The 20,806-nt window shown below is 69.7% G+C and carries 31 protein-coding genes; 20 read left to right on the top strand and 11 right to left on the bottom strand.

What is annotated here, in order from left to right; translation table 11 throughout:
• Window positions 1–51 precede the first annotated feature (51 nt).
• The 15 genes from OG252_RS33315 to cutA all read left to right on the top strand — a co-directional run bounded on the left by OG252_RS33315 (window position 52) and on the right by cutA (window position 8,142).
• Window positions 52–768, top strand: a complete 717-nt coding sequence (locus tag OG252_RS33315) for a DUF6907 domain-containing protein (protein ID WP_329340765.1) — start codon at window positions 52–54, stop codon at window positions 766–768.
• The gene (locus OG252_RS33310; RefSeq protein ID WP_329340764.1) at window positions 765–932 is read left to right on the top strand and encodes a hypothetical protein; all 168 of its coding nucleotides are present in this window, start codon (window positions 765–767) and stop codon (window positions 930–932) included. The genes OG252_RS33315 and OG252_RS33310 overlap by 4 nt, the downstream gene beginning before the upstream one ends.
• The gene (locus OG252_RS33305) at window positions 929–1,636 is read left to right on the top strand and encodes a DUF6907 domain-containing protein (RefSeq protein WP_329340762.1); all 708 of its coding nucleotides are present in this window, start codon (window positions 929–931) and stop codon (window positions 1,634–1,636) included. The genes OG252_RS33310 and OG252_RS33305 overlap by 4 nt, the downstream gene beginning before the upstream one ends.
• On the top strand, window positions 1,633–1,842 hold the full coding sequence (locus OG252_RS33300) for a hypothetical protein (protein ID WP_329340760.1): 210 nt from the start codon (window positions 1,633–1,635) through the stop codon (window positions 1,840–1,842). Before OG252_RS33305 ends, OG252_RS33300 begins: the two co-directional genes overlap by 4 nt.
• Window positions 1,839–2,966, top strand: coding sequence for a hypothetical protein (locus tag OG252_RS33295; protein ID WP_329340758.1), 1,128 nt, complete (start codon window positions 1,839–1,841; stop codon window positions 2,964–2,966). The genes OG252_RS33300 and OG252_RS33295 overlap by 4 nt, the downstream gene beginning before the upstream one ends.
• On the top strand, window positions 2,966–3,133 hold the full coding sequence (locus OG252_RS33290; RefSeq protein WP_329340756.1) for a hypothetical protein: 168 nt from the start codon (window positions 2,966–2,968) through the stop codon (window positions 3,131–3,133). Before OG252_RS33295 ends, OG252_RS33290 begins: the two co-directional genes overlap by 1 nt.
• A complete protein-coding gene (locus OG252_RS33285) occupies window positions 3,130–3,453 on the top strand; it encodes a hypothetical protein (RefSeq protein WP_329340754.1) in 324 nt (107 codons plus the stop codon). The genes OG252_RS33290 and OG252_RS33285 overlap by 4 nt, the downstream gene beginning before the upstream one ends.
• Before the next feature lie 26 nt (window positions 3,454–3,479).
• Window positions 3,480–3,668, top strand: a complete 189-nt coding sequence (locus OG252_RS33280; protein ID WP_329340752.1) for a hypothetical protein — start codon at window positions 3,480–3,482, stop codon at window positions 3,666–3,668.
• Between the two features lie 121 nt (window positions 3,669–3,789).
• Window positions 3,790–3,966, top strand: a complete 177-nt coding sequence (locus OG252_RS33275) for a hypothetical protein (protein ID WP_329340750.1) — start codon at window positions 3,790–3,792, stop codon at window positions 3,964–3,966.
• A 12-nt stretch (window positions 3,967–3,978) separates the two neighbouring features.
• Window positions 3,979–4,188 (top strand): hypothetical protein, encoded by a 210-nt coding sequence (locus tag OG252_RS33270; RefSeq protein ID WP_329340748.1) that lies wholly within the window; start codon window positions 3,979–3,981, stop codon window positions 4,186–4,188.
• Window positions 4,181–4,366: a DUF6257 family protein gene (locus OG252_RS33265; RefSeq protein ID WP_329340746.1), complete on the top strand. Its 186-nt coding sequence runs from the start codon at window positions 4,181–4,183 to the stop codon at window positions 4,364–4,366. The genes OG252_RS33270 and OG252_RS33265 overlap by 8 nt, the downstream gene beginning before the upstream one ends.
• A gap of 87 nt (window positions 4,367–4,453) precedes the next feature.
• On the top strand, window positions 4,454–6,556 hold the full coding sequence (locus OG252_RS33260) for a cell division protein FtsK (protein ID WP_329340744.1): 2,103 nt from the start codon (window positions 4,454–4,456) through the stop codon (window positions 6,554–6,556).
• A gap of 395 nt (window positions 6,557–6,951) precedes the next feature.
• On the top strand, window positions 6,952–7,572 hold the full coding sequence (locus tag OG252_RS33255) for a DUF5753 domain-containing protein (RefSeq protein WP_329340741.1): 621 nt from the start codon (window positions 6,952–6,954) through the stop codon (window positions 7,570–7,572).
• Entirely contained in the window at window positions 7,548–7,733 is a 186-nt protein-coding gene (locus tag OG252_RS33250) for a DUF397 domain-containing protein (protein ID WP_329340739.1), read from the top strand. Before OG252_RS33255 ends, OG252_RS33250 begins: the two co-directional genes overlap by 25 nt.
• A gap of 82 nt (window positions 7,734–7,815) precedes the next feature.
• On the top strand, window positions 7,816–8,142 hold the full coding sequence (gene cutA, locus OG252_RS33245) for a divalent-cation tolerance protein CutA (protein ID WP_329340736.1): 327 nt from the start codon (window positions 7,816–7,818) through the stop codon (window positions 8,140–8,142).
• A 1-nt stretch (window position 8,143) separates the two neighbouring features.
• On the opposite strand, the gene OG252_RS33240 is transcribed toward cutA, so the two are convergent.
• Window positions 8,144–9,424 (bottom strand): XRE family transcriptional regulator, encoded by a 1,281-nt coding sequence (locus OG252_RS33240; protein ID WP_329340734.1) that lies wholly within the window; start codon window positions 9,422–9,424, stop codon window positions 8,144–8,146.
• A gap of 171 nt (window positions 9,425–9,595) precedes the next feature.
• Between OG252_RS33240 and OG252_RS33235 the strand changes: the two genes are divergently transcribed.
• Together OG252_RS33235 and OG252_RS33230 are read left to right on the top strand one after the other, a co-directional pair.
• Window positions 9,596–9,994, top strand: a complete 399-nt coding sequence (locus tag OG252_RS33235) for a DUF6415 family natural product biosynthesis protein (RefSeq protein WP_329340732.1) — start codon at window positions 9,596–9,598, stop codon at window positions 9,992–9,994.
• Window positions 9,984–10,298 carry a hypothetical protein gene (locus tag OG252_RS33230; protein ID WP_329340730.1) on the top strand — a complete coding sequence of 105 codons (315 nt, stop codon included), beginning with the start codon at window positions 9,984–9,986 and terminating at the stop codon, window positions 10,296–10,298. Before OG252_RS33235 ends, OG252_RS33230 begins: the two co-directional genes overlap by 11 nt.
• Window positions 10,299–10,404: 106 nt before the next feature.
• Here OG252_RS33230 and OG252_RS33225 read toward each other — a convergent pair whose 3' ends face one another.
• The 3 genes from OG252_RS33225 to OG252_RS33215 are packed head-to-tail and all read right to left on the bottom strand — an operon-like array spanning window position 10,405 to window position 14,803.
• Complete coding sequence (locus OG252_RS33225) at window positions 10,405–10,911, bottom strand: hypothetical protein (protein WP_329340728.1); 507 nt, start codon at window positions 10,909–10,911, stop codon at window positions 10,405–10,407.
• Window positions 10,911–14,582: a hypothetical protein gene (locus tag OG252_RS33220; RefSeq protein WP_329340725.1), complete on the bottom strand. Its 3,672-nt coding sequence runs from the start codon at window positions 14,580–14,582 to the stop codon at window positions 10,911–10,913. The genes OG252_RS33225 and OG252_RS33220 overlap by 1 nt, the downstream gene beginning before the upstream one ends.
• Entirely contained in the window at window positions 14,582–14,803 is a 222-nt protein-coding gene (locus tag OG252_RS33215; protein ID WP_329340723.1) for a helix-turn-helix transcriptional regulator, read from the bottom strand. Before OG252_RS33215 ends, OG252_RS33220 begins: the two co-directional genes overlap by 1 nt.
• A gap of 269 nt (window positions 14,804–15,072) precedes the next feature.
• Here OG252_RS33215 and OG252_RS33210 point away from each other — a divergent pair, with 269 nt between their 5' ends.
• Window positions 15,073–15,357, top strand: coding sequence for a helix-turn-helix domain-containing protein (locus OG252_RS33210; protein WP_329340721.1), 285 nt, complete (start codon window positions 15,073–15,075; stop codon window positions 15,355–15,357).
• A 63-nt stretch (window positions 15,358–15,420) separates the two neighbouring features.
• On the opposite strand, the gene OG252_RS33205 is transcribed toward OG252_RS33210, so the two are convergent.
• A complete protein-coding gene (locus tag OG252_RS33205) occupies window positions 15,421–16,458 on the bottom strand; it encodes a tyrosine-type recombinase/integrase (RefSeq protein ID WP_329340718.1) in 1,038 nt (345 codons plus the stop codon).
• A gap of 216 nt (window positions 16,459–16,674) precedes the next feature.
• Between OG252_RS33205 and OG252_RS33200 the strand changes: the two genes are divergently transcribed.
• Together OG252_RS33200 and OG252_RS33195 are read left to right on the top strand one after the other, a co-directional pair.
• Window positions 16,675–17,055: a hypothetical protein gene (locus tag OG252_RS33200; RefSeq protein WP_329340716.1), complete on the top strand. Its 381-nt coding sequence runs from the start codon at window positions 16,675–16,677 to the stop codon at window positions 17,053–17,055.
• Between the two features lie 694 nt (window positions 17,056–17,749).
• Window positions 17,750–18,403, top strand: coding sequence for a DUF4352 domain-containing protein (locus tag OG252_RS33195; RefSeq protein WP_329340714.1), 654 nt, complete (start codon window positions 17,750–17,752; stop codon window positions 18,401–18,403).
• 81 nt (window positions 18,404–18,484) lie between these two features.
• On the opposite strand, the gene OG252_RS33190 is transcribed toward OG252_RS33195, so the two are convergent.
• The 6 genes from OG252_RS33190 to OG252_RS33165 form a co-directional block, all read right to left on the bottom strand.
• Window positions 18,485–18,802: a hypothetical protein gene (locus OG252_RS33190; protein WP_329340712.1), complete on the bottom strand. Its 318-nt coding sequence runs from the start codon at window positions 18,800–18,802 to the stop codon at window positions 18,485–18,487.
• Between the two features lie 54 nt (window positions 18,803–18,856).
• On the bottom strand, window positions 18,857–19,078 hold the full coding sequence (locus tag OG252_RS33185) for a hypothetical protein (RefSeq protein ID WP_329340710.1): 222 nt from the start codon (window positions 19,076–19,078) through the stop codon (window positions 18,857–18,859).
• On the bottom strand, window positions 19,075–19,602 hold the full coding sequence (locus OG252_RS33180) for a hypothetical protein (RefSeq protein WP_329340708.1): 528 nt from the start codon (window positions 19,600–19,602) through the stop codon (window positions 19,075–19,077). The genes OG252_RS33185 and OG252_RS33180 overlap by 4 nt, the downstream gene beginning before the upstream one ends.
• 49 nt (window positions 19,603–19,651) lie before the next feature.
• The gene (locus OG252_RS33175; protein ID WP_329340705.1) at window positions 19,652–19,843 is read right to left on the bottom strand and encodes a hypothetical protein; all 192 of its coding nucleotides are present in this window, start codon (window positions 19,841–19,843) and stop codon (window positions 19,652–19,654) included.
• Window positions 19,840–20,295 (bottom strand): hypothetical protein, encoded by a 456-nt coding sequence (locus OG252_RS33170; RefSeq protein ID WP_329340704.1) that lies wholly within the window; start codon window positions 20,293–20,295, stop codon window positions 19,840–19,842. Before OG252_RS33170 ends, OG252_RS33175 begins: the two co-directional genes overlap by 4 nt.
• 132 nt (window positions 20,296–20,427) lie before the next feature.
• Entirely contained in the window at window positions 20,428–20,799 is a 372-nt protein-coding gene (locus tag OG252_RS33165) for a hypothetical protein (protein WP_329340702.1), read from the bottom strand.
• Between the last annotated feature and the right edge of the window lie 7 nt (window positions 20,800–20,806).

The following is a 20,806-nucleotide window of genomic DNA, read 5'->3' as shown; positions in this document are numbered from 1 at the left end:
CAACTCCCGCCGGGGCCTGTGGCCGAACCCCTTCGAGCAGGGAGAACGACCATGCAGGACACCGTACAGACCCCGCCCGCCACATTCACCGGCCCCGAGCCGGCCGCCGTCGAGCCGCGCACGATCACCTACCCGATCAAGTCCGGTGGTTCCCTCACCTCGACCTGCCCCGCCTGGTGCACGACGGATCACACGGACGATGTCGCCGTTGGCCTCACCGCCCCGGGCGACCTGTACCACCAGGGCGACGTCGTCAGCCTCGGCTTCACGGCGCAGGGCGTCGAGCAGAGCGTCCTCGAGGCGCGCATCGGTCAGTGGCCGCTCACCCCGGACGACGACAGGCCGTATGTCGAGCTCGTTCCCGAGGGCCGTTCCGGCGTCGGCATGATCTTGACGAGTCGGCTCGAGCTCGATGACGAGATCCGCCGGGTGCGCGCCCACCTGCGTGCGCTGGAGGAACTGGCCGACCAGATGGGCGAGGCGCAGGCTGTCGACCACGCCCGCCACACCAAGGCCGACCCTGAGCCGTGGCTGACGCTCACCCGCACCGACCTGCAGTCCCTGCCGATCGCGTACCTGCTGAAGGTGTTCGGGGTGACGGTCGTCGAGAGCGACGAGCCGATGGGTCGGTCCCGCCTGGTCCTCGGTGGCACGCCGGGCGACATGCTCCTGCTGATCAACCCGGACACGCCTCAGCACGTCCGCGAGGACGCGACCCGCACCGCTCTCCTGGACTGGCGTGAGGACCACTTCGGTGGTGCGGCGTGAACGAGCGCGACGCGCTGGTTCTGATCCGGCGTCTCCTCACGGAGGCGCTGGAGCAGCCCAGCCCCTGGAAGTACATCCGCGACCTGGCCGACCAGAACGGCGCGCTGCGCGCCACGATGCGCGCGGCCGTCACCGTCATCGATCAGACGGAGGCGGAGAAGTGAGCACCCCGCCGCCCCCGTTCGGGCCGACCGAAGTCTTCCCCTGCGACGAGAACAGTGAGGCGTTCGCCGTCGTCCGCTTCGCCGTTGAGGTGTCCCTCGACCAGCTGCGCACGGCGATCGCTATCGGGCACGCCGAGATGAGCGGCACGCCCCCGCTCGCCGAGATGAGCGTCGCTGACATTCGCCGCGAGGTCGAGGGGCATCTCGCGGCCGGCGCCACCATCAACCTGTACCGGGAGACCGCTGAGGTCGTCCGGCGTGTGAACGAGTCGGGCCACCTCGCCGAGCTCGACGCCGCCATCGACCGCGCCTACCGCCCCCGCCCCGCACCGCCTGTCCAGAGCCCGGAGTACGGCGACGGCACGGTCACGCTCGACACCCTCGACCACGGCCGGATCACCATCCCGGAGCCGGTCTGGTGCAGGGGGCACGACGGCGAGCAGGTCGTGCGGCGCGTCGACATCACGCACGTCGGGGCCACGACGGCCGGCGAGTTCGAGGGGGTCGAGTTCCTGCCCGCCAGGATCTCGTGGGGCCCGTTCGCCGAGCTGCGGCCGGAGCCGTACCCGCTCGCTGACGTCGACGAGTTCCCGTCGATGGAGCCTGACGAGCTGCGCGAGCTGGCCGCTGAGGTCGGCCTGCACGCCGGCCGCCTGTACGCGAAGGCCAACGAGCTCGACCGGATCCGGAGGGCTCAGCCGTGAAGAAGTGGCCCATCCCGCGCCCGACGGAGCATGCCGCGCTGCGCAACCTCGACCGCGCCGCTCAGCGTGCCCGCCGCCCCCAAGTCCCGCACGTTCCCGCCCTGATGGCCGCCCTGGTCGACGCCGTCGACCGCAGCGACCGCGAGGGCATGTGCCTGGCCGCGCACCGTGTCGTGCGGGCCGCCGACCCGGAGGTCGTCGCATGACCAGCACCATTCGCAGAGAGCTGTCCACGGGGCAGGCCCTCGTCCTCGGCGCCACGGCGGTCGTCATGGTCGCCGTCGGAGGCTTCGGGGCGTGGGGCACCTACTCGAACGTCATGGGCCAGTTCCACCGGCAGGCGACCGCGGCCGGTGTCGTCGCCGCGGGCGAGGGCCTCACCCTCGTCCTCGCCCTGATCATGCTCGGCCGGACCATGCTGGGCATGGCCTCCCCCGCGGTGGTCCGCGCCGGCATGTGGCTGGCCCCCGTGTCGGCCAGCGTCCTCGGGTTGCTGATCGCCGACAGCGTGACGGAGGCCGCGGTGTACGCGGTCACCCCACTGGCCATGTCCGGAGCGGCCGAGGGCCTCGGGTTCATCGCCCGCTCAATCGTCGTCTACCGCACCGGCACGGACGCCGAAGTGATGCGCCGCAACGCCGACGCCGCCCGGCAACTCGCCTTCAACCGCGCCGTCGCCGACAGCCACCCCGACGCGAGCAAGCGCAAGCGTGCCGTGCGCCGTTACTGGCGGCTCGCGAAGTACGTGGGCGTAGGGGATGCCGAGCTCGGCGCCGGCCTGGTCGACGTCCAGCGCGTCCGCGTCCGCGATGGGGCTGATGCGGCCCTCGCCGGGATGTACGGCGCAGCGCCTGCGGCAGTTGTTGCCCAGACGGCTACGACTGCCCGCTCGGCCTCCGCCACCGAGGTGCTGCGCGCCCGGTTCGCCGACATGGATCCGGCGGATGCGATTCGCCTCGCCCATGATGCGCGACCTGATGCGCCCCCGGCCGAACTCGCCCACCTGCTCGGCACCTACGGGGTTCCCGTCGATCCGGTGGCGGTTGCCCTGGTCCTTGGTCAGCAGCCCCCGGAGTACACCGTCGACCGCCCTGATGCGGGCGTTGCGCCCCAGCTCAGCGAGCTGCCCGCGCTCGGCGTGCAGGGCGCCGTCGAGGAAGCCGCAACAACCCTCGGTGAGGACGCATCGGCCCGCGAAATTGCCGAGCACCTCGAGCGGACCCGTCGCCTGATCGTCCCTGAGAACCATGTTCGCGCCGCTCTGTCGAGGGCCGCGAAGAAGCCTGCGCCCGCCGTCGAGGCGGACCCGATGACGGAGGGATACAACTGATGCGCTGGCTGCTGCTCGGCCTCGTCCTCGGCCTCCTGCTGCTGTACCCGTCCCTCGTTGGGATCCTCGCCGCGGTGGTCGCCGCGATCCTGTCGAAGCCCCTCGTGGTCGCGTTCGGCCTCGGCCTCGCCGTCCGCCTGCCCCGGCTGCGGAGGTGGGCGCGATGAGCGAGCCCACCCCGCTCGACAAGGCGGAGGCCGCGGTGAGAGAAGCCTCGACGGACACGGCCGCCGTGCAGCTGGCGCTCGCCGCGATGGAGCTCGCCAAGATGGCGCAGCAACAGCCCGCCGCCCACCCGCAGACGTGCGGCCACCAGCACAAGCAGGGCCGCGGCGCTGGCGAGTGGTTGGCCATCGCATGCGCGGTCTGTGTCGGCGGTGTCGGCATCGCGTTCGCGTCGATCGCCATCGCCATCGGCGGGATCTCCGTCGCGATCCTCGCCCTCGTTCTGCGCTCGATGTGGCGCGATTTTCAGCGCGGCAAGTAGCCCCCTGACCTGCAAGGAGTTCCGCCATGAGTGTTCGTTCCCGTGCCGCCCGCCAGCGCCGTACCCGTATCGGCCGGATCGCCCGCCACCTGCGCCAGGTCAACGGCCAGGTACGCCCCGGCGAGGTCATTGACCTGGCTGTGGGCTGCGGCATCAAGACGTCCCGCGAAGAGGTCGTGCATGTCCTGACCCGCCTCCGCATGCACCGCCGCTGACCTGCCCTTCCGTCCTCCGTCAACTGTTGCTCAGAAGGCAACGGTTGCGGGGGTGCGGTGGGGCCGGAGAGCCCGGCCCGCAACCCAGGGAGAACCCCTGACCAGCGAGAGGAGCAGGCGCATGGCCGCATTCAGCAGCAGCGAGTTGAAGCTCATCGCTACCAGCATGGCGCAGCAGGCCGAGCAGAAGGCCGCGACCGGCCCGCAGTCCCACGTGAACGAACTGCACCGGCAGATCAACGACCACCTCGACGAACTGCAGGACCGCGGCGACCTCGGCCCCACCAACAACCACTGACCAGGAGACACCATGACCCGCGAACAGCGTCTGACCATGGCTGATGTCGCCGCCACCAGGGCCGCCAGCCTCGCCCGCGACGCCGAGACCGCCGCCCGCAGCAGCGACGCCCGCTCCAAGGCCGCCCCGCTCGCCGCGGCCGGCTCCCTGTGGGCCGATGTCGCCAGGGCGCACGCCGCGATCGCCGCCGCCCTGCCCGAGACGGAGACCGCCGATGCCTGAGCCGAAGCTCACCGTCTGGGAGAAGGCCCGCATCGTCGCCATCGAGGCGCACGGCGTAAAGCGTGCGGCCGCCGGCATCACCACCCAGCCCGACATCGACCGTCGTGTCGCTCGCGTCAAGAAGCAGGCCGCCGCCCGCGAGGCCGCCGCCGCAAAGGCCAAGGCCAAGAAGAGGTAGCTCCACCCCGGGGACGGCCCCAAACCGCCAAGTCAACGGCCGTCCCCGGGCCCCGGACCGCCCATCAGAACGACCGGAGAAGACAGCATGACCGAGACCGTCGAGCACCCGCTACACGCCACCACCGAGCCCCCGCCCGCCGCGGCACCGACCGAGGCCCCTGCCACCGACAGCACGCCGGTCGCCCCGGTCCCTGTCGACAACCCGAAGCTGCCCGACCCGGGCGTCACCAGCGAGAAGCGCCGGCCGATCGTCGCCCCGTGGCTGCGCTCCCGCCGCGACCTGCTCGCCACGATCGAACGCGCCGCAGGTCACGCCTGGTACGCCACGGCCTATCACGGGCTTCGCGCCCCCTGGTACAGCGTGCAGCTCACCCTCATAGCCCCGCGCGGGACGGCCCGCCTGGTCGCCGACACGAACCGGTGGGTGTGGGACCGCGAGGCCGCACCCCTGCGGGACTACGCCGTGCGTACCGAGGACGTCGAGGAGTACATGCGTCTCGCCCGGCTGCGCGGCAACCGGGTCCGGCTGCGCGGCCTGGTCACCGTCGTCGCCGCGGTGTTCGGCACCGGCTTTGCCCTGTGGCTGTACGTCATGGCCCCCGGATTCCTGTGGGCGTTCGCCGCCGGCGGGGTCCTCACCATGGGCTACTTCGGCCAGCAGCCCGACGCCCCCGTCATCGGCCCGGCCGTCATGCGCACCGAGCTGCAGAAGCTCACCGGCACGATCGTGCTGCGCGCCCTCGACGCCATCGGCAACCCGAAGATCTCCGCCGCCATCAAGAAGGGCGGCAGCATGGACGGGATGCGCTTCACCAGCGAAATCACCCGCGACGGCCCCGGCTACCGCGCCGACCTCGACCTGCCGTATGGGGTGACGCCGGACGACGTCATGGAGAAGCGGGAGCAGCTCGCTTCCGGCCTGCGCCGCAAGGTCGGCTGCGTGTGGCCGTCCGGCGACGAGAACGAGCACGAAGGCCGCCTGGTGCTGTGGGTCGGCGACAAGCCGATGAACGAGACCACGAAGCCGGCCTGGCCGCTGCTGAAGGACGGGCAGGTCGACCTGTTCAGGCCGGTCGTCTTCGGCAACGACCAGCGCATGCGGTGGGTTGAGGTCACCCTCATGTTCGCGTCCATCGTCATCGGCTCGATCCCGCGCATGGGCAAGACGTTCCTGCTCAGGCTGCTTCTGCTGATCTGCGCCCTTGACCCGCGGGCGTGGATCCTCGCCTTCGACCTGAAGGGGACCGGTGACCTGGGCGCCCTCGAGCCCGTCTGTCACCGGTACCGGGCCGGCGAGGAAGACGAGGATGTTGAGTACATCCTTCACGCCCTCCGCGAGATCAAGGCCGAGCTGCGCCGCCGTGCGAAGGTCATCAAGTCTCTGCCGCGCTCCCGCTGCCCCGAGTCGAAGGTGACGGCCGCCCTGGCTGACGACAAGTCGCTTGGCCTGCACCCCATCGCTATCGGCATTGATGAGTGCCAGGTGTTGTTCGAGCACGAGAAGCACGGTGCCGAGATCGAATCCATCTGCACCGACATCACCAAGCGCGGCCCGGCGCTGGGCATCATCGGCATGTACGCCACCCAGCGGCCCGACGCCAAGAGCCTCCCGCCCGGCATCAGCGCCAACGCCGTCCTGCGGTTCTGCCTGAAGGTCATGGGCCACCAGGCCAACGACATGGTGCTGTCCACCGGCGCATACAAGAGCGGGATCCGCGCCACCATGTTCAGCCGCCGCGACCTCGGCATCTGCTACATGGCCGGAGAGGGCGACGACCCGCGCATTGTCGCCTCCGCCTTCGTCGACGCCCCCAAGGCTGAACTCGTCGTCACCCGGGCCCGCAAGATGCGCGAGGAGTACGGCAACATCACCGGCCACGCCCTCGGCGAGGGGCCCGCCGCGACCGTCGGGATGGACCTGCTCGGCGACATCCTCAAGGTGGTTGGCGCCGACGAGGAGCAGGTGTGGAACGAGCGCGTCGCCGCCCGGCTCGGCGAGCTCCGACCCGACGTGTACGAGGGCTGGAAGGGCGAGAACGTCACCAGCGCGCTGAAGCCGTGGGGCGTCGAGACGACCCAGGTGTGGGGCACCACCGATGAGGGCGACGGCAAGAACCGGCGCGGCATCAAGCGGGCCGACGTGGTCGCAGCCGTCACCCGCCGTAACGCAGATCGGGCCGCCGCGTAGCCCTAGAACCGCTGCTAGACCTAGCAGGCCGCCCCGCTAGGTCTAGCAGCCCCGCTAGCAGCAGAAAGCGCCCCTGACCACGCATCTAGCGTCTAGCAGGGGCGCCCCCGGGAAACGGGAAACACCCACTTCAGCAGGAGGAGACACCCCATGTGGCTTGCTATAGCCGCGCTCATCGCCTGGCTTGGCGGTTACGCAGTGTTGTGCGCCGTGAAGCCGTTCGCCCCGTGCCGTAAGTGCCACGGCACGGCGGAGATTCAGCGCTTCGGGAAGCCGCGGCTGTGCCCGCGCTGCCACGGCCACAGGCTCCGGCTGCGCGTCGGCCGCCGCATGCACAACGCATGGCGGCGCACCCACCAGGCCGGCACGCGCCCCATGCCGCAGCAGGAGGTTCGGTGACCACCGTCTTCGAGTCGCCTGCCGATTCGCTCGGCGGCCACATCGCCCGCCTGGCCGCCGTCGAGGCTGCTGCCGACAGCGTGCAGGCGTGGCAGCCGCTGTTCATCCCCGGGCTGCTGCAGAGCTTCCCCTATGCCGTCGAGGCCATCCGCGCGACCTCGCCCGCCCTGCCGCTCGAGGAAGTCAGCCAACGTGCGGAGGAACGGCGCCAGCGCATCGACCGCCTCGGCCGGCCCGGCGCCCGCAGCATCCGAGTCGTCGTCGACGAGAGCGCCCTGCACCGGCCTGTGGGCGGCTACGGCGTGCTCGTCGACCAGCTCGAGCGCCTACTGTCCCTCGCCGCCCTGCAGCCGTCCCTGAGCGTGCAGGTGCTGCCGCAGGGCATCGAGGCCCATCCGGGTCTCGTCGGTCCCTTCACCGTCTATCGGGCGTTCGGGAAGCGGGCCGTGTTCGTCGAGTCGTTGACGTCTTCCGAGATCACCACCCGCCCCGAAGATGTGGCCGCCTACTCTGCGAGTTGGGAGCGGCTGCACGGCCTGGCGTTGCCGCCGCGCGAGTCGCTGGATCTCATCGACGGAGTGCGAGGAACCCTGTGCCGCAGACTGAAGACGGCCTGATCTGGAAGACGTCCACCTACACGGACAGCGGAGCCTGCGTGGAGTGGGCGCGGCCCTCGGCGGGCGTCCTCGTGCGGGACACCAAGGCCCGGGAGCGGGCCCGTGTAGGTCTGTCCGCCCCGGCCTGGCGGGAGTTCGTCACCTGGGTCCGCCAGCCATAACTGAGCAAGGCCCTCTGCATGGCCCTCGCGGCCACGCAGGGGGCCTTTCGTGCGTTTGGGAGCGCCGCATACGCTCGCGCGCATGGCTGACTTCCTCCAGGTATCCACCGCAACCCCCACCCGCGACCAGGCCCTCGGTCTCGCCCGGTCCGCCGTCGCCGAACGGCTCGCGGCCGGCGCCCAGATCATCGGCCCCGTCACCTCCGCTTTCTGGCACGACGGCGAGTTCGGCACCGGCGAAGAGTGGCAGCTGCTGCTGAAGACCACCCGGAACCGCTACCCGGAGCTGGAGGCCCACCTGTTGAAGCACCACCCGTGGCAGAACCCGGAGATCGCCGCCGTAGCGATCGAGGCCGGGTCGAAGGGCTGCCTCGACTGGATCGCGGCGAACACCGCCCCCGCCGAGTAGCTCAGCTGCGGGCCATGTCCAGAACCTCGGCGACCGCAGGTAGCGCCTGGTGCTCGCCGAGCCGCCGCAGGACCGGCTCCAGCCGCTCCCGGGGCCGTACCGACGCCACCCCAGATGAGAGGGCGAGCGCGCGGCCCGCGACCGTGGCCGCCTGCTCGACCTCGCCCGCCGCCAGGTAGGAGTCGGCGAGCCACGACAGGTACAAGGCTTTGTCCCGGGCGTGCGAGTCGTCGTACCGGGCCAGCGCTGTCTCAAGGACGGGCACTGCCCGGAGCGGGCGGCGGAGTTCCGTCCAGCACCGGCCAGACATGATCTGCAGTTCGGTCTCGTCGACCCATGCCGCCCAGTCCGGCTGCGGGGCGCCGTCAGCCTCGTTGAGCGCATCCTGAGCAGCTTCCAGGGCGCGTTCCGTCTCGTCGGCGTTGCCCGCCACCGCGTGCGCCCACGCGAGGCGCTCGTACAGCAGCGCACGCACCCCGGGGGCCGCGTCCGGTCCGGCCGTCGCGCAGGATCGGGCAGCGATCTGGACGCCCGCTTGTCGGTCGCCCGGCAGTTCTTGGTAGGCGAGGAAGGCGAGCGCGTTGCCTGCGAGTGGCGCGTCCCTCGCGTCCGTTGCGGCCTTGTGGCTTGCTTCGTACAGCCCTCGCGCCTCGGCGTGCCGGCCGCCGTCGAACGCTGCCCATCCGGCCTGCTGTGCCTGTTCGGCGAGGACCGACAGCAGCCCGCGCCCCGTCTCCTCCGTGTATGAGCGGGCGCGCAGGAGCGCCCTGGTGGACTGGTACTCGCCGAGATACGTGCGGAATGTGTCGCCGCCCCCGAGGACGTCGTCGAGGCGCCGCAGCCGGGCGGTGCGCTGCCGCAGCTTCTCGGGAAGGTCGCTGCCTACGCGTCCTCCGGCCGAGGGGCGGGAGAGCTCGGGGAGGCCCACCGCAAGGCTCGCGGCAGCAGTGGTCTTGAGGAACTCCCGACGAGGTGCAGCGTCTTCGGGCGGTGCCTCCCAGGGGCGGGAGGCCAGCCCAACCATGCGGCCAGGGATACGGAACGCGTCGGCGATACGGACGACCTTCTCGAACGTCGTCACCTTGCCGTGCCCCTTGGCGAGCGTCCCCACGCGCTCCGGCTTGATGCCGCACTCTGCCGCGATCATCGAGTAGCTGATGCCCGCCTCGGTACGGGCGACGTGGAAGACGGTGCCGAAGTCGTGGGTGGCGAGCGCGGATCGCACGTCGGGGCGCTCAAGGAGCTCACGAGGGAGCGCGGTTGGCGGTTCGTGACCGGTCATGAGGTGCCCCATCGCGCTTGGTGACGGCGTGGTCTGACGTGAGGGTACCCACGATGGGTACCCGTCGGAGGGAAGTCAGAAGCCGTGTGCGCTCGCAAGGTTGACCCTTCAAACCCCGGCGAGGCGGTGAGGCCTCCCGGGGCGTGGCCAACGCTGCTGAGGAGCGCCGACATGGCAACAACTATCACCCACCCCCCGGCTGCCGAAACAGGGGATCCACGCCCGCTCGACATCGAGTTGATGCGCGAGACGGTGAACCGGCTGCTTGACCCGGACGCCGTCCCTGAGGCTCTGCCGCTGTCTCGGGAAGATCTGGAGACGCTCACGGCGACGGTACGCGGGCACATTCAGCTACTCGCCCCCGAAGTCGAGGCTGCCGCCAGGAAGCTCAAGGCGGGCAGTATCCACCGCTACACCGTGCTCAGCAGCGTGTGGGAGGCAGAGAGCAGGCTGGAAGCGGAGCCGAGCCCCCGGTACGGCGGCCCGGCCGGCCACGCCCGCCGCCTTGCCCGGGCGCTCAACGCCCTGTGCGACCACTACGAGAATCTCGGCGGCAGGCATGCGCGCTGACCTGCCTGTGCCGCCGCCGTTCATGTGGACCTGCCAGCGCTGCGCCGAACTCCTCGACGACCTCGCCGACGCGCTCGGCATAGCCGCCAGCGAAGACCTATTCGACGGTGCCCTGCGCAGCCAGATGATCCTCGCCGGGCACATCGCCCACGAACACCGCGCAGAGGTCCCTCCAGCGCACGAGGACTGCCCACGCTGCGCGTACTACGCGAGGCAGCCAGATAACCGCGGCATCGGCGATCTCTGGCTAGAGCACCGCGCGCGGGACCTTTTCCTGCCAGCCAGCCAGGCCCGCCTCATGTGACGCCCGCCCGTCCTCGTACCCCGTGAGCTGTTGGGGGCGGGCGGGACCAGGCCCCGGCCGGTGGGTGCATCCCGGCCGGGGCCACTCGAGGGAGCAGGCGCAGCGGTCAGTCGCTGTCGAGGTCTGTGGCCGTGTGGGACAGGTTGGCGGCGACCCAGCGCGGGAACCGCTCCTCGTCCCACTGGTGGCCGTTGAGGCAGCGCATGGTCGAAGGCTCGCGGTCGAAGACGTGCGAGTCGAAGCCGACCGCCAGGCCCTTCCTGGCGCGGCACCGCGGGCAGGCTATGGGCGCCCCTCCGCGCCCGCGCGCCCCATCGGGCAGGTGCACCATGCCGGTGACGCGCGGACGGTCCAGGGCGGCACACAGGCGCTGCGCCATAGCCACAAAGCCCGGGTCTTCACGGAGCGCACCGCGGAGCATGCCGGCGCCGATGAGCCGCGGGAACGCCGGCTCTTCCCAGAAGTGGCCGTTCCCGCACCGCATGTAGCTCGGGTCGGGGCTCGCGTCCTCGGCGTCGAGGGCGACCGTGACGCCCTCCGTGGTGCCGCATGTGGGGCACGGGAACGCGCCCTGGGCCAGCGGCCAGCGCAGGACTGTCGGTGTACCGGGCATCAGCGCCTCCGCTGCTTCTGGTAGGCGAGGAGGACGTCGTTGATGTCCTTCCCTAGCTCCCTGACGAACGCCTTCCGCTCGGCCGGGCCTGGCACTGCCATGGAGTTGAAGTTCGCAGTCAAGTGGACGACCACCGGCGCCCCGCCAGGCGTGGCGGCCGAGGATGCGCCGGTCATCAGGGCCGGCCGGACCCGGAGGCCTGCGGCGCTGCCGGACAGCAGCGTGCTGCCTGCGGCGGCCCGCTTCACCCAGCCCTGCTCGACGCCCTGGAAGGCGAAGTCGCCGATGGGCTCCATCACCTTGGCGGGGCTCTTGATCCCGAGCGCCTTCTTGATCGCCGCTTCCATCGACTTGGCGATCGACATCATCGCCGCCTCGATGGCGCCCTGCTGCTTGGTGAGGCCCTTCACCAGGCCCTCGGCGGCGCGCACGCCCGCCCCGTACATGGCGTCGGCGGTGACGGTGCCCGCCTTGTCCGCGGACTTCTGCAGCTGGGCTTGCAGCTCGTTGATGTGCTTGATCTGCTCCGGGGTCGCATTCAGCAGCGATTGCGCCGTAGCCATTCCGCCACCCGCAACGCCACCGGCGGCAATATCCCCGATCGCGGTCGCATTCAGGCCCTTGCCCTTGAGCTGCTCGAGCATCCCCGCGAACTGGGTCGTCCGCGTAGTGTCCGACTGCAGCTGCTTGATGAGGGTCTCTGGCGAGGTGCCGTATTTACCAACCTTGGTGATGTTGCCGAACGAAACGAGCGAGGAGGAAACGCTCGTCTTCAACTGGTCGAACTTCCCCTTGAGATCGTCGAGCTTGCCTTTTGCCGCGTCGAGGGATTTGTTGACCGATTCCAGCTTCTTCTGGTTGTCGAGGAGGGCCTTGCCGGACTTCATCATCTGGGAGACGAGCTGGGATTCCTGCTTGCCGGTGAACGCCTTCTTGATGTCCGACAGATATTTGTTGATCGCCCCGGCCAGGGAGTTCACCGAGTCGGGCATGCCCAGGTTGTGCATCATCTCGGCGTTCTTGAACCCGGCCATCTTGCCCGCGGTGGAGAACGTCACGTCGCCGGTGAGGGCGCCGCGGCCTTCCTTCTGCCGCTGCTGTTCGGCCTTCTGCGCGGCGGTGAGCTTGCCGCCCTTCGCAAAGCCCGGCAGTCGCAGGCTGCCAGCGTTCAGGGCATCCATGAACGGGACGCCGTACTTCTCGACCGCGCGGGCCCGCACCACATACTCCGTGTCCGAGACGCGCGCAGCTGCCCCGGATCCCATCAGTGCATGAATGCTGTCGCTCATCGGCCCGCCAGGGCCCTGAACATAGCCACCGTTCGGGAAGTACTGAACGTCACCGCCGCCCGCATAGCCGCGCACCGGACCGCCACTGGCCCGGAACGGGGCCTGCACGTTCGACTCGGACTTGCGGTATGCCACGTTGATGTACGACGTACCCAGGGTGCGACCGACGAGGCCGCCGACCGCGTTGGTGAACTGGTTCGTGTTCGCGCCGACGAGGACCGTCGCCTTCTTCCGGTCCAGCGCCGCCAACTCCCGCTTCGCCGCCGCCAGCTTCTGCTCAGCCTCCCGCTTGTCCGCGGACAGCTTCGCTCGCCGCTCCTTCGTCAGTTCGGGATCCTTCAACTGCTCCTTAATGGAGGCGAGGTTCTGCGAGGCCTCGTCGACGTTCATCTTGACCTGCGCCCGGTTCAGCCGCGGGATCGCCTCATTGGCCAAAGAGTTGATGCCCCCACCGATCGTGTCGAGGGCCTCCCGGAACTTCCCCGACGTCGCGTCGAAGTCCCTGTTCCAGTCCTTGAACGTGTCACCGACGACGGGCAACTCACCGAACGTGGCTGCCAGAGTGCTGACCAGGCCATCGATACCGGTGAGCATCCCCTCGGTCATCGTGCGGAACGCAGAGAAGAGATGAGGCAGCGCGGAAATGCCGGTCGAGACCATGGTGGTGATGCCCTCGGCGATGTTGTAGAACGACGCCCGGAGCGTCCCCTCGTTCGCCTTCACCCAGTCCGACAGCCCCCGGAAGCCACGACCAAGGCCCGACGTATCGACACCTGCGACCGACGCCAGCGACTCGAACAAGGCGCCGCCGACGCTGCTCGCGAAGCTCCCGGCGACCTCAGCGCCGATATCCATGACCTCGTTCAAGGCGCGCACACCGTCCGCGGCGACATGAGCGAACGGGGCCAGGCCCTCCATGGTCTTGTCGATGACCGTGGCGAGCCTGTTCAGGTTGTCGCCCGTCGCGATCAGCAGTTCCCCGATCAGCGGGCCGAAGGCGTCCGCGAAACTTCCGGAGATCTTGCCGAGGCTCGGAAGCAGCGACTCGTTCAGCAGCGACGCCAGGCCGTTCACGACGTCCGAGGATCCGCCGATTCCCTGCTCCAGCTCCTTGAACATCGACGGCAGGCCGGTGTCGAGCATCCCGCCGAGGAGGTTCTGCCACGCATCGAGGGCGGGCTTCGACTTGGTGCCGAAGTCGAGGAACGACTGCGTGAATTTGCCGACCGATCCGGCGAACTCCTCGACCCACTGGGCGCCCATCTCGGCGTTCTTCGCCAACGCACCCTTGAACGCAGGACTGTCGGCGAATGCCGCGGCCTTCTCGACGATCCGGCCGAACGACTCTGCCCCAATCTCGATCACCGGATTGAGGTCCTTCATCGCCCCCTTCAGGGACTTGACCGCCTCCTCGGTGTGCGGGGCGACCGCCTCGTTCGCGACCTTCTGCCATTCCTCGAACGGCTTCTTAAGCTGCTTGGCCTTGTCCTTCAGGTCGTCCATGGCCAGGGCTGCGCCGCCGCCGACGACCGCGAGGCCAGTCAGCATCGGGGCGACGGCCCCAATCGACGGGAGCAGCGAGGCGCCGAGTGCGCCCGCAGCACCGATGGACATTCCGCGCAGGCTGCTTCCGCCGCCACCGATCGCGCTTCCTGCTTCCCCGCCGGCCGCCGTCAGCTGGCCGAGCCCGCCGCGCAGGCCGGCGAGAGCGGCGGCGGTGCTGTCCGTGCTGCCGCCGAAGTCGTCCATGTCCCCGGCCAGAGTCCGGGTCGTCCGCGATAGGTCGTCGAAGCGGGTGATGGTCGCGCCGCTACGGGTGTTGATGGTGCGCAGGCTGTTGCTGACGAGCGTGTTGGCGCCGTTCAGATCGCGCATGGCGTCCGCTGTGGCGGCGGCACGGCCGCGCAGGGTGGTCAGCGAACGGGAGGCGTCCTGTGCGGCGGCATCGAGGCGTTGCAGGGCCGCGGCTGCGGCTACCGCGCGGGCGGCTAGCTGGGTTAGCGGTGTGCCGGTGCGGGCGGTGCTGTCGTTCAGATCGCGCATCGCCTGTGTCATGGCGATGAGTTGCGTGGCGCTCCCGTCGAAGCGTGCCCGCAGCTGGATGGGGCTTTCCCGCTTGAGGGCACGGATTGCGGCGACCACTGAGGCGATGCCTGATCCGGCCCGGTCGTCGAGGTCGGCCCGGACCCGGATGTTCCCGAGTGCTTTGACGCGGCCGAGGGTTCGCGCGAGATCCTGCGCCTGCTCGTCGACGGCGCCAAAGGAGCGGACGCCCTCGGTGCCCATCCGGCGCATCTTGTCGAGGAAGCGCTCGAGGCCTTGCTCGGCTTCCCGAGTGTTGGTCGTGACTTCGACGTGCCCGGAGGCGATGAGGAAGGACATCAGACGGCCGCCAGTTCGTCAGACCAGAGCAGCCGTTCGAGGGGTACGGCGACGGCTTCGGCGAACGCGTCGGCCAGGTCGACGGACACGGACACGCGGCCGGTCTCGACGTTGTAGACGGTCCACTGCGACCGGCCGACGGCGGCGGCGAGTTGGGGGACGGTCAGGCCGGCGGAGCGGCGGGCGGTACGCAGAGCGGGACCACTGAAGGAGCGGGGCACGGGGCATCCCAGGGGCGTGGGCAGCAAGGAGGGCCGAGGTGTTCGCCCGGCTTCGCATCCGCTCTGGCCCGCACCATCTCGGTGCTCACGGCCTACCGACGCCGCTCGCCTGTGTCCCTGGTGGCTTCCTGCCTGAGCGGACCATCACGGTCCGCCGGGACCTCGGCTCTACGACTAGCTTCCTCCTTTGCAGGATACGCCAACAACCACATCGGCACCATGTATTCGAAGGCGCATCATGGGTTACACCTTCGAATTGTCAGGGAGTGATGGGTGTGGAGATACGGGTACGGCGGACCCCGCCGGACGGACTCGGCCCGATGCTGCGCGCCGCACGCGAACGCGCCGGCCTCGGCGTGCGGGAGACGGGGCGGGAGGCTCGGCTGTCCTCCGGATACGTGGCCCACCTCGAGGACGGGAGCCGTTGCCCGTCGCGAACCGTCGCCCAGCGGCTCGCCGCAGTGCTCGGGCTGGACGCCGACGAGCAGGCGCAGCTGTACGCGGCAGCCGTCACGGACGCGGGAGCCGACCACCCCGCCCGCACCGCAGCATGACGAAAGGGTCCTCACTGTTGAGGACCCCTCTGACTTGCTTCCCTCAAGGAAGCCTGTTGCGGCTCACAGCCCCATGACGGGGTTGTCCTCCCACGGGTCGCCCTCGTCGAAGTACCGGGCGAGGGATGTGGAGTTGTCGGCCCAACCGCCCTGCCGGGCGACGCGAACCATCGGGGCCCCGCCGCGCTGGGCCGCGGTAGCGAAGCCACGCCGCAGGGAGTGGCCGCGCCAACGCCCCTCGAACCCGGCGGCCTCCGCCAGGCGCTCGATGACGTCGGACGCCGCGTCAGGGGTGAGCCGACCGGACGGATCCCCGATCGGCTTGCCGTGCCGCATCATCGGCGGGGCGATGCGGCCGTGCCGGTCGATCCGCACGAACAGCGGCCCCTCGGTACGTCCCGCCTCCCGCATGGCCGCGACGAGTACGCGAACAGCCCGGACGGGGCAGGTGGCGGGGTTCTTGCCGTAGGGCACGGCGGAGTCGGTGAACTTCTTCATCTTCGTTCGGTAGATCTGCACCATGTACCCCTCGTCGCACTCGGCTGGGTCGCCGATGTCCAGGCCGACGAGCTCGGAGGATCGGGTGGCTGCCGCGTAGCCGAGCAGCAGCATGGCCGCGTCGCGCTTCCCGACGAGGGTGCCCCGGTCGAGGGTGTCCAGCATCTTCCGCAGCGCGGGCGGCAGCGCGGCCTTCGCCTGGCGCTGCTTACCGCCGGGTTTCTTGTCGATGGCCAGCTGGTGCTTGTAGCCAGCGATGACGGTACGGGCGCCCTTCGTCTCCGGCTTCGGCAGATTTAGTTCCGCGTGCATGGTCGTGATGGCGGACAGCATGCGCTCGAGGGAGCTCGGCGCCGAGGGCCGGCCGGTGCGTGGGCGGGGCGTGCGCGTCAGGTGCGTGACGTACTCGACGAGCAGCTCCTGCGTCGCGGGCAGCGGCTGCTCGCCCTCCTCGGCGCACCACTTGACGAACGCCTCGCGGTCTTCGCGGTAGGCGCGGCGGGTGGAGTCGGCGCGGCCGGCGGCGAGCGCGGCTTGCGCTTCCGGCGACAGCTGCCGCCGGGCGGGCAGGGCCGGTGCTTCGTAGCGCTCGATGTCGGTCACGAACTCCCCCTCGGTACAGCCCTGTTCTAACTCCAGAGAATAAAGATTATCAGGAGCCAGAGTGTTGCCCTAGGGAAACGGCGGCTGCGAGGCCCCTCGCACTGTCAGTGGGCCCCAATACCCTTGATCGGCAGGACGACCGAAAGGGGCGCGATGCCCAGCACCGAACGGAAGTGTCGCCGCTGCGGCCAGAGATGCCGACGCGGATGGCTGCATGTGCACGAGCAGGGCGCAGTCAAAGCACCAGGCGCCAACCTGCCCAACGATGACGAGACGGTCTACTGCTCCGAACGCTGTCTGCGCACCAGCCTGTTGGAGGCGGCCGGCAACATGCAGTTGATCGTCGACCAGCAGCGGGAGATAGACCGACTGCGGGAGAGTGTGCGCGGGCGGCGAGATGACGAGGACTGGCGAGACTCCGAGACGCTTGAGATGCGACAGCTACTCAACAGGATCATCGACCAGGCCGAGCCGCTGGCGAACATCGACCCCAACGCCCGCGACGCCAAACCGGAAGACCTCGAGCGCCTTCGGATCGCGGCGAACAACATCCTCCGACTGGCTGGCCCGTACATCCGCAGGCGTCAGACTCGCTGAAGTCTGTTGTCAGTGCCGAGCCGTATCGTGGCCCCAACTCATCCGCGCCTGCTGCCTGCTTGGCGCTGATGTTCGGATGCCTCGCCCGATGGACAGCAACCTCGGCGGGGCATCACCGCCTCCATAAGGCGCTACGGTGCCGGGATGCAAGGAGGCGACTGGGCAACTTGGGTGGGGTCGACCGCGGCCACCGTTGCGGCCGTAGCGTCGGTGGCCGTGTGGTGGCGTGGACGCAACGCTGTGGCATGGGAGTTCCATCACGAGAAACGGCACCTCTCGCATGTCCGCAACGTAGGCCAGGCTGTCGCTAAGAGCGTCAACGTGCGGGTTGGGTCTGCCGGTACGCCGGCAAGCACCGACCAGCGGGTCGCCGTCTCCGCTGTCGCCCCTGGCGAGGTCATTCCCGTTATCGCTTCTCCCGACATGGGTGACCCGCCGGACTGGGCCGTCGTGGTCACCTGGCGAGGATTCCTCGGTCGGCGAGAGAAGTGGACGCGGCTCGTGGTCTGACTTCTCCGATCGGGGTCAGAGCCGCGACACCGCATCCTCTATGCGGTTAGCGGGCGTCCGCTGTACGTCGTCCACCAAGATCCGCGGATCCACTCATCTGTGGTCACAACACGGACACACCGCGTCGCACGCCTCACGCGAGAACGCATGATGCCCTCTGGCACATCACGCCCTTGGGGGGACCATGACCGACAGTACGCCGCCACCGCCACCCGGCTTCCCGCCGGCACCCGCGCCGAAGAAGAACCGCACCAACGCGATCATCATCGGGGCCGCAGCCGCGATCATCGCCGCAATCGTCACCACGGGAATCGTTGTGGTGCAGTCCCGGGACGACGACAGCTCAACGGGAAGCACAGTCACCGCCGCCAGCCCCGAACCGTCGTCGGCCAGCTCCACGGAGCCGACAGCCACGCCCCGCCAGGAGGCGTTCAACATCGGTGACACCGCCGACATCGAGACGGCTGGCCTGAACTTCTCCGCAGGCGTCCTCAACTACGAGGACAAGGGCATCACGGGCCTGCCGGAGATGCTGGGCGCCGGACAGAAGTGGGCGGTGGTCGAGGCGAAGGTGTGCAACAAGGGCACCGAGGTCATCGCCGTCAGCACCTATCCGTGGTCCCTGGCCTACGCGGACGGGGCGCGGGTTGAATCGGCCGGCATGAACGCCGGGGACCTGCCGCAGCCGCTCTATCCGATGGACGCGAAGGTGAAGGGCGGGGACTGCGTGCGCGGGAACATCGTCTTCCAGGTGCCGAAGGAAGGGCGCCCGGAGCGGATTCTGTACTCGCCGTCGGATGTGGCTGAGCCGGTGGAGTGGAGCGTCACCAAGGCGTAGCCGAAAGCCCCCGCGGCCCGGTCACGACTGCGCCCGGCCACCGTGCGGTGCGGCCGGGCAGAATTCTGCGGGCGGTGAATATCAGAGCTGGCGGCGGGCGGCCCTCCGGCCGACTTCCGTTATCGCGTCCTGCGCGGTCTCGAGCGCGGATGCGCCCGGCTTGGCCCGGAGCTGAGCCGGCAGGGTCGCCCTCCGCTCCGCCACCGCGAGCAGACCCTGACCGTGCAGGGAGTCGAGGTTCTGCTGTAGCCGTTGCCGGAACGCGAGGTCGGTGCGCCGCCATGCCCGCACGGTGGCGGGGCTGATCTTGAGTCGGGCGGCGATGAACTCGGCGCCTTTACCGAGGGCCAGCAGACGGGCGGCCTCTTCCTTCTTCTTCGGATCGATGGGAACGCCCACGCCCGACCTCCTCACAGTTAAGGGCCGACCCGCAGAGTGCGGGCCGGCCGATGGTCAGGCCGCCTCGTGCTGCCCGCGGCGGACCTGCACAGCGGAGCGAGAGGCCGTGATGACGTCCTCGGCGTCGCCGGTCGACCAACCGGCCGGAGCCTTTGAGTCAGCCGTCTCGAGGGCCTGCGCGGCTTGGGTGTGCGGGTCCTGCTCGACGGGCGGCAGGTCGACACCCAGGGCGCGCGCCGCGATCCTCTGCGCGGACGTGATCGGCTTGCCGGTCATGCGGCACGCTCCTCGTCGAGGGCGGGCAGGTTGATGCCGCGGATGGTCGCGGCGGCATTGCCCACTGCCATCCGAGCCAGGTGGTTCCTGCCGATGCGGCTGTCGACATCGAGCGTGGCGCCGGCTGCCGCACAGGCGTGCAGTGCCGCAGCCTCGGCCGCCTCGTCGAGGGCGTCCAGCAGTTCCCGCTCGGCGCGCGCCGCACGGTCGAGGGCGCCGTTGTAGGCGTCGGCCGTGGAGGCGAGCAGCGCCGAACGGTTGCGGGCGGCGGCCCCGGCGAAGTCGTCGTAGGCCTCGAGCTGCGCGGCCTCCGTCTTCTTGGCCGCCTGCTGGAACTTGGCGAGCTCCGGGCCGGTGCCGAACCCGCAGGTGGCTGTGGCCTGCTCGGCGGCTGTGCGCTTGTCGGTGGCCTCCTCGAGCTTGCTGAGCAGCTTCTGCATGGCGGCGGGCAGATGGTCGCGGCGGAGGCTGAGGCGGTAGGTGGCGCGTCCGGCGAAGTCGAGCCGGTGGGTGACGTCGGGCATGTTTTCTCCTTGGGGTGGGCGCAGATCAACGCGCGAGTGGTTTGTGTGGCTATGCGCCGGATGCGGCGAAGGTGGTGTTGTCGATGACGTTGGCGAGGTTGAAGAGCTTGCGGGCGTTCCTCGCTGCGACGCCGGCCTTACGGCGGCGGGCGAGTTCTTCCCGCTGCTTGCGCTTGCGTTCTTCCTCGGCGCGGACGCGGGCGATGCGGGCCTGTATCTCGGCCTCGACGTGGGAGGTCACGGCGCTGCCTCCGCCGCGATCTCGGCCGTGAGCGGCACGGGCGGGAAGCCGGAGAAGACGATCGAGGTCCCGTCGATGTGGAAGCGGGGTCCGGCCTGGTCGGCGAAGTGCCAGTCGCAGAAGGCTTTGCGGGCGAGGTTGAGGCAGTGCATGAACTGGACGGCTTCTGTGCGGACGTAGTCCTCGGCGGCGGGGGTCAGCATCATCTGGGTGCGGGTGGTGAGGGCGAGTTCGCTGTGGAGGCGGTCGAGGGCGTTGTGCCAGTCGGTCAGGGTCTGGAAGAGCTGGGCGGTGAAGGTGTCGGCGTTGCTGCGGGCGGCCTGCTCGTTGTGGAGGGTGGCGGCGTCGAGCTGATCGAAGGTGTCGAGGACGCCTTCGGTGGCTTCGAGGTAGTTCGCTACGGCCTCCGCTTCGGCTGAGGTGAGGCAGGACTCCAGGGCGGTGACGGTCATGAGCTCTCCTTTGTGGTGAGCGATGGGCGTGCGTCGTACACGCCTATCGCTGTGAGCTGGGTCTTTACGGGGTCCCGTAAAGTTCGGGAGGTGGCCGGCCCGGTTCCCGCGGGCCGGCCGGTTGCGTGCGGGTCAGGCCCAACTCAGGTACTGGCCGGGGGCGTCGAAGGCTCGGATGCCGTCTGGTCGCATCCGGCCTGTCAGCCCGCGGTACAGGTCGTGGCTTGCCTCGCAGCGGTGCTCGTCGCAGGTCACGATGCAGAGCGGCAGCCCGTTTTCCTTCACCAGGCAGAGGCCGAGCGGACCGTCGTCCTCGACGACCTCCTCGATGGCGAGAGTCGCGAGGGTCGCGGTCTTGGTGCAGCCGTCGGGCTCCTGGCAGGGCAGGCCCTTGATCAGCTTGGGGATGCGCTCCACGCGGGTCTGGAGGATGGCGTATCCGTGGTCGCGGATGTCGTCGGTGATCGCGGCGGGCGCGCCGTGGGTGAGGGTGCGTTCAGTCATGACGTTC

Source organism: Streptomyces sp. NBC_01352 (assembly GCF_036237295.1).
GTDB lineage: Bacteria > Actinomycetota > Actinomycetes > Streptomycetales > Streptomycetaceae > Streptomyces > Streptomyces plumbiresistens.
The sequence above is the reverse complement of the archived record's forward strand: the minus strand, read 5'-3'. Positions and strand labels throughout refer to the sequence as shown.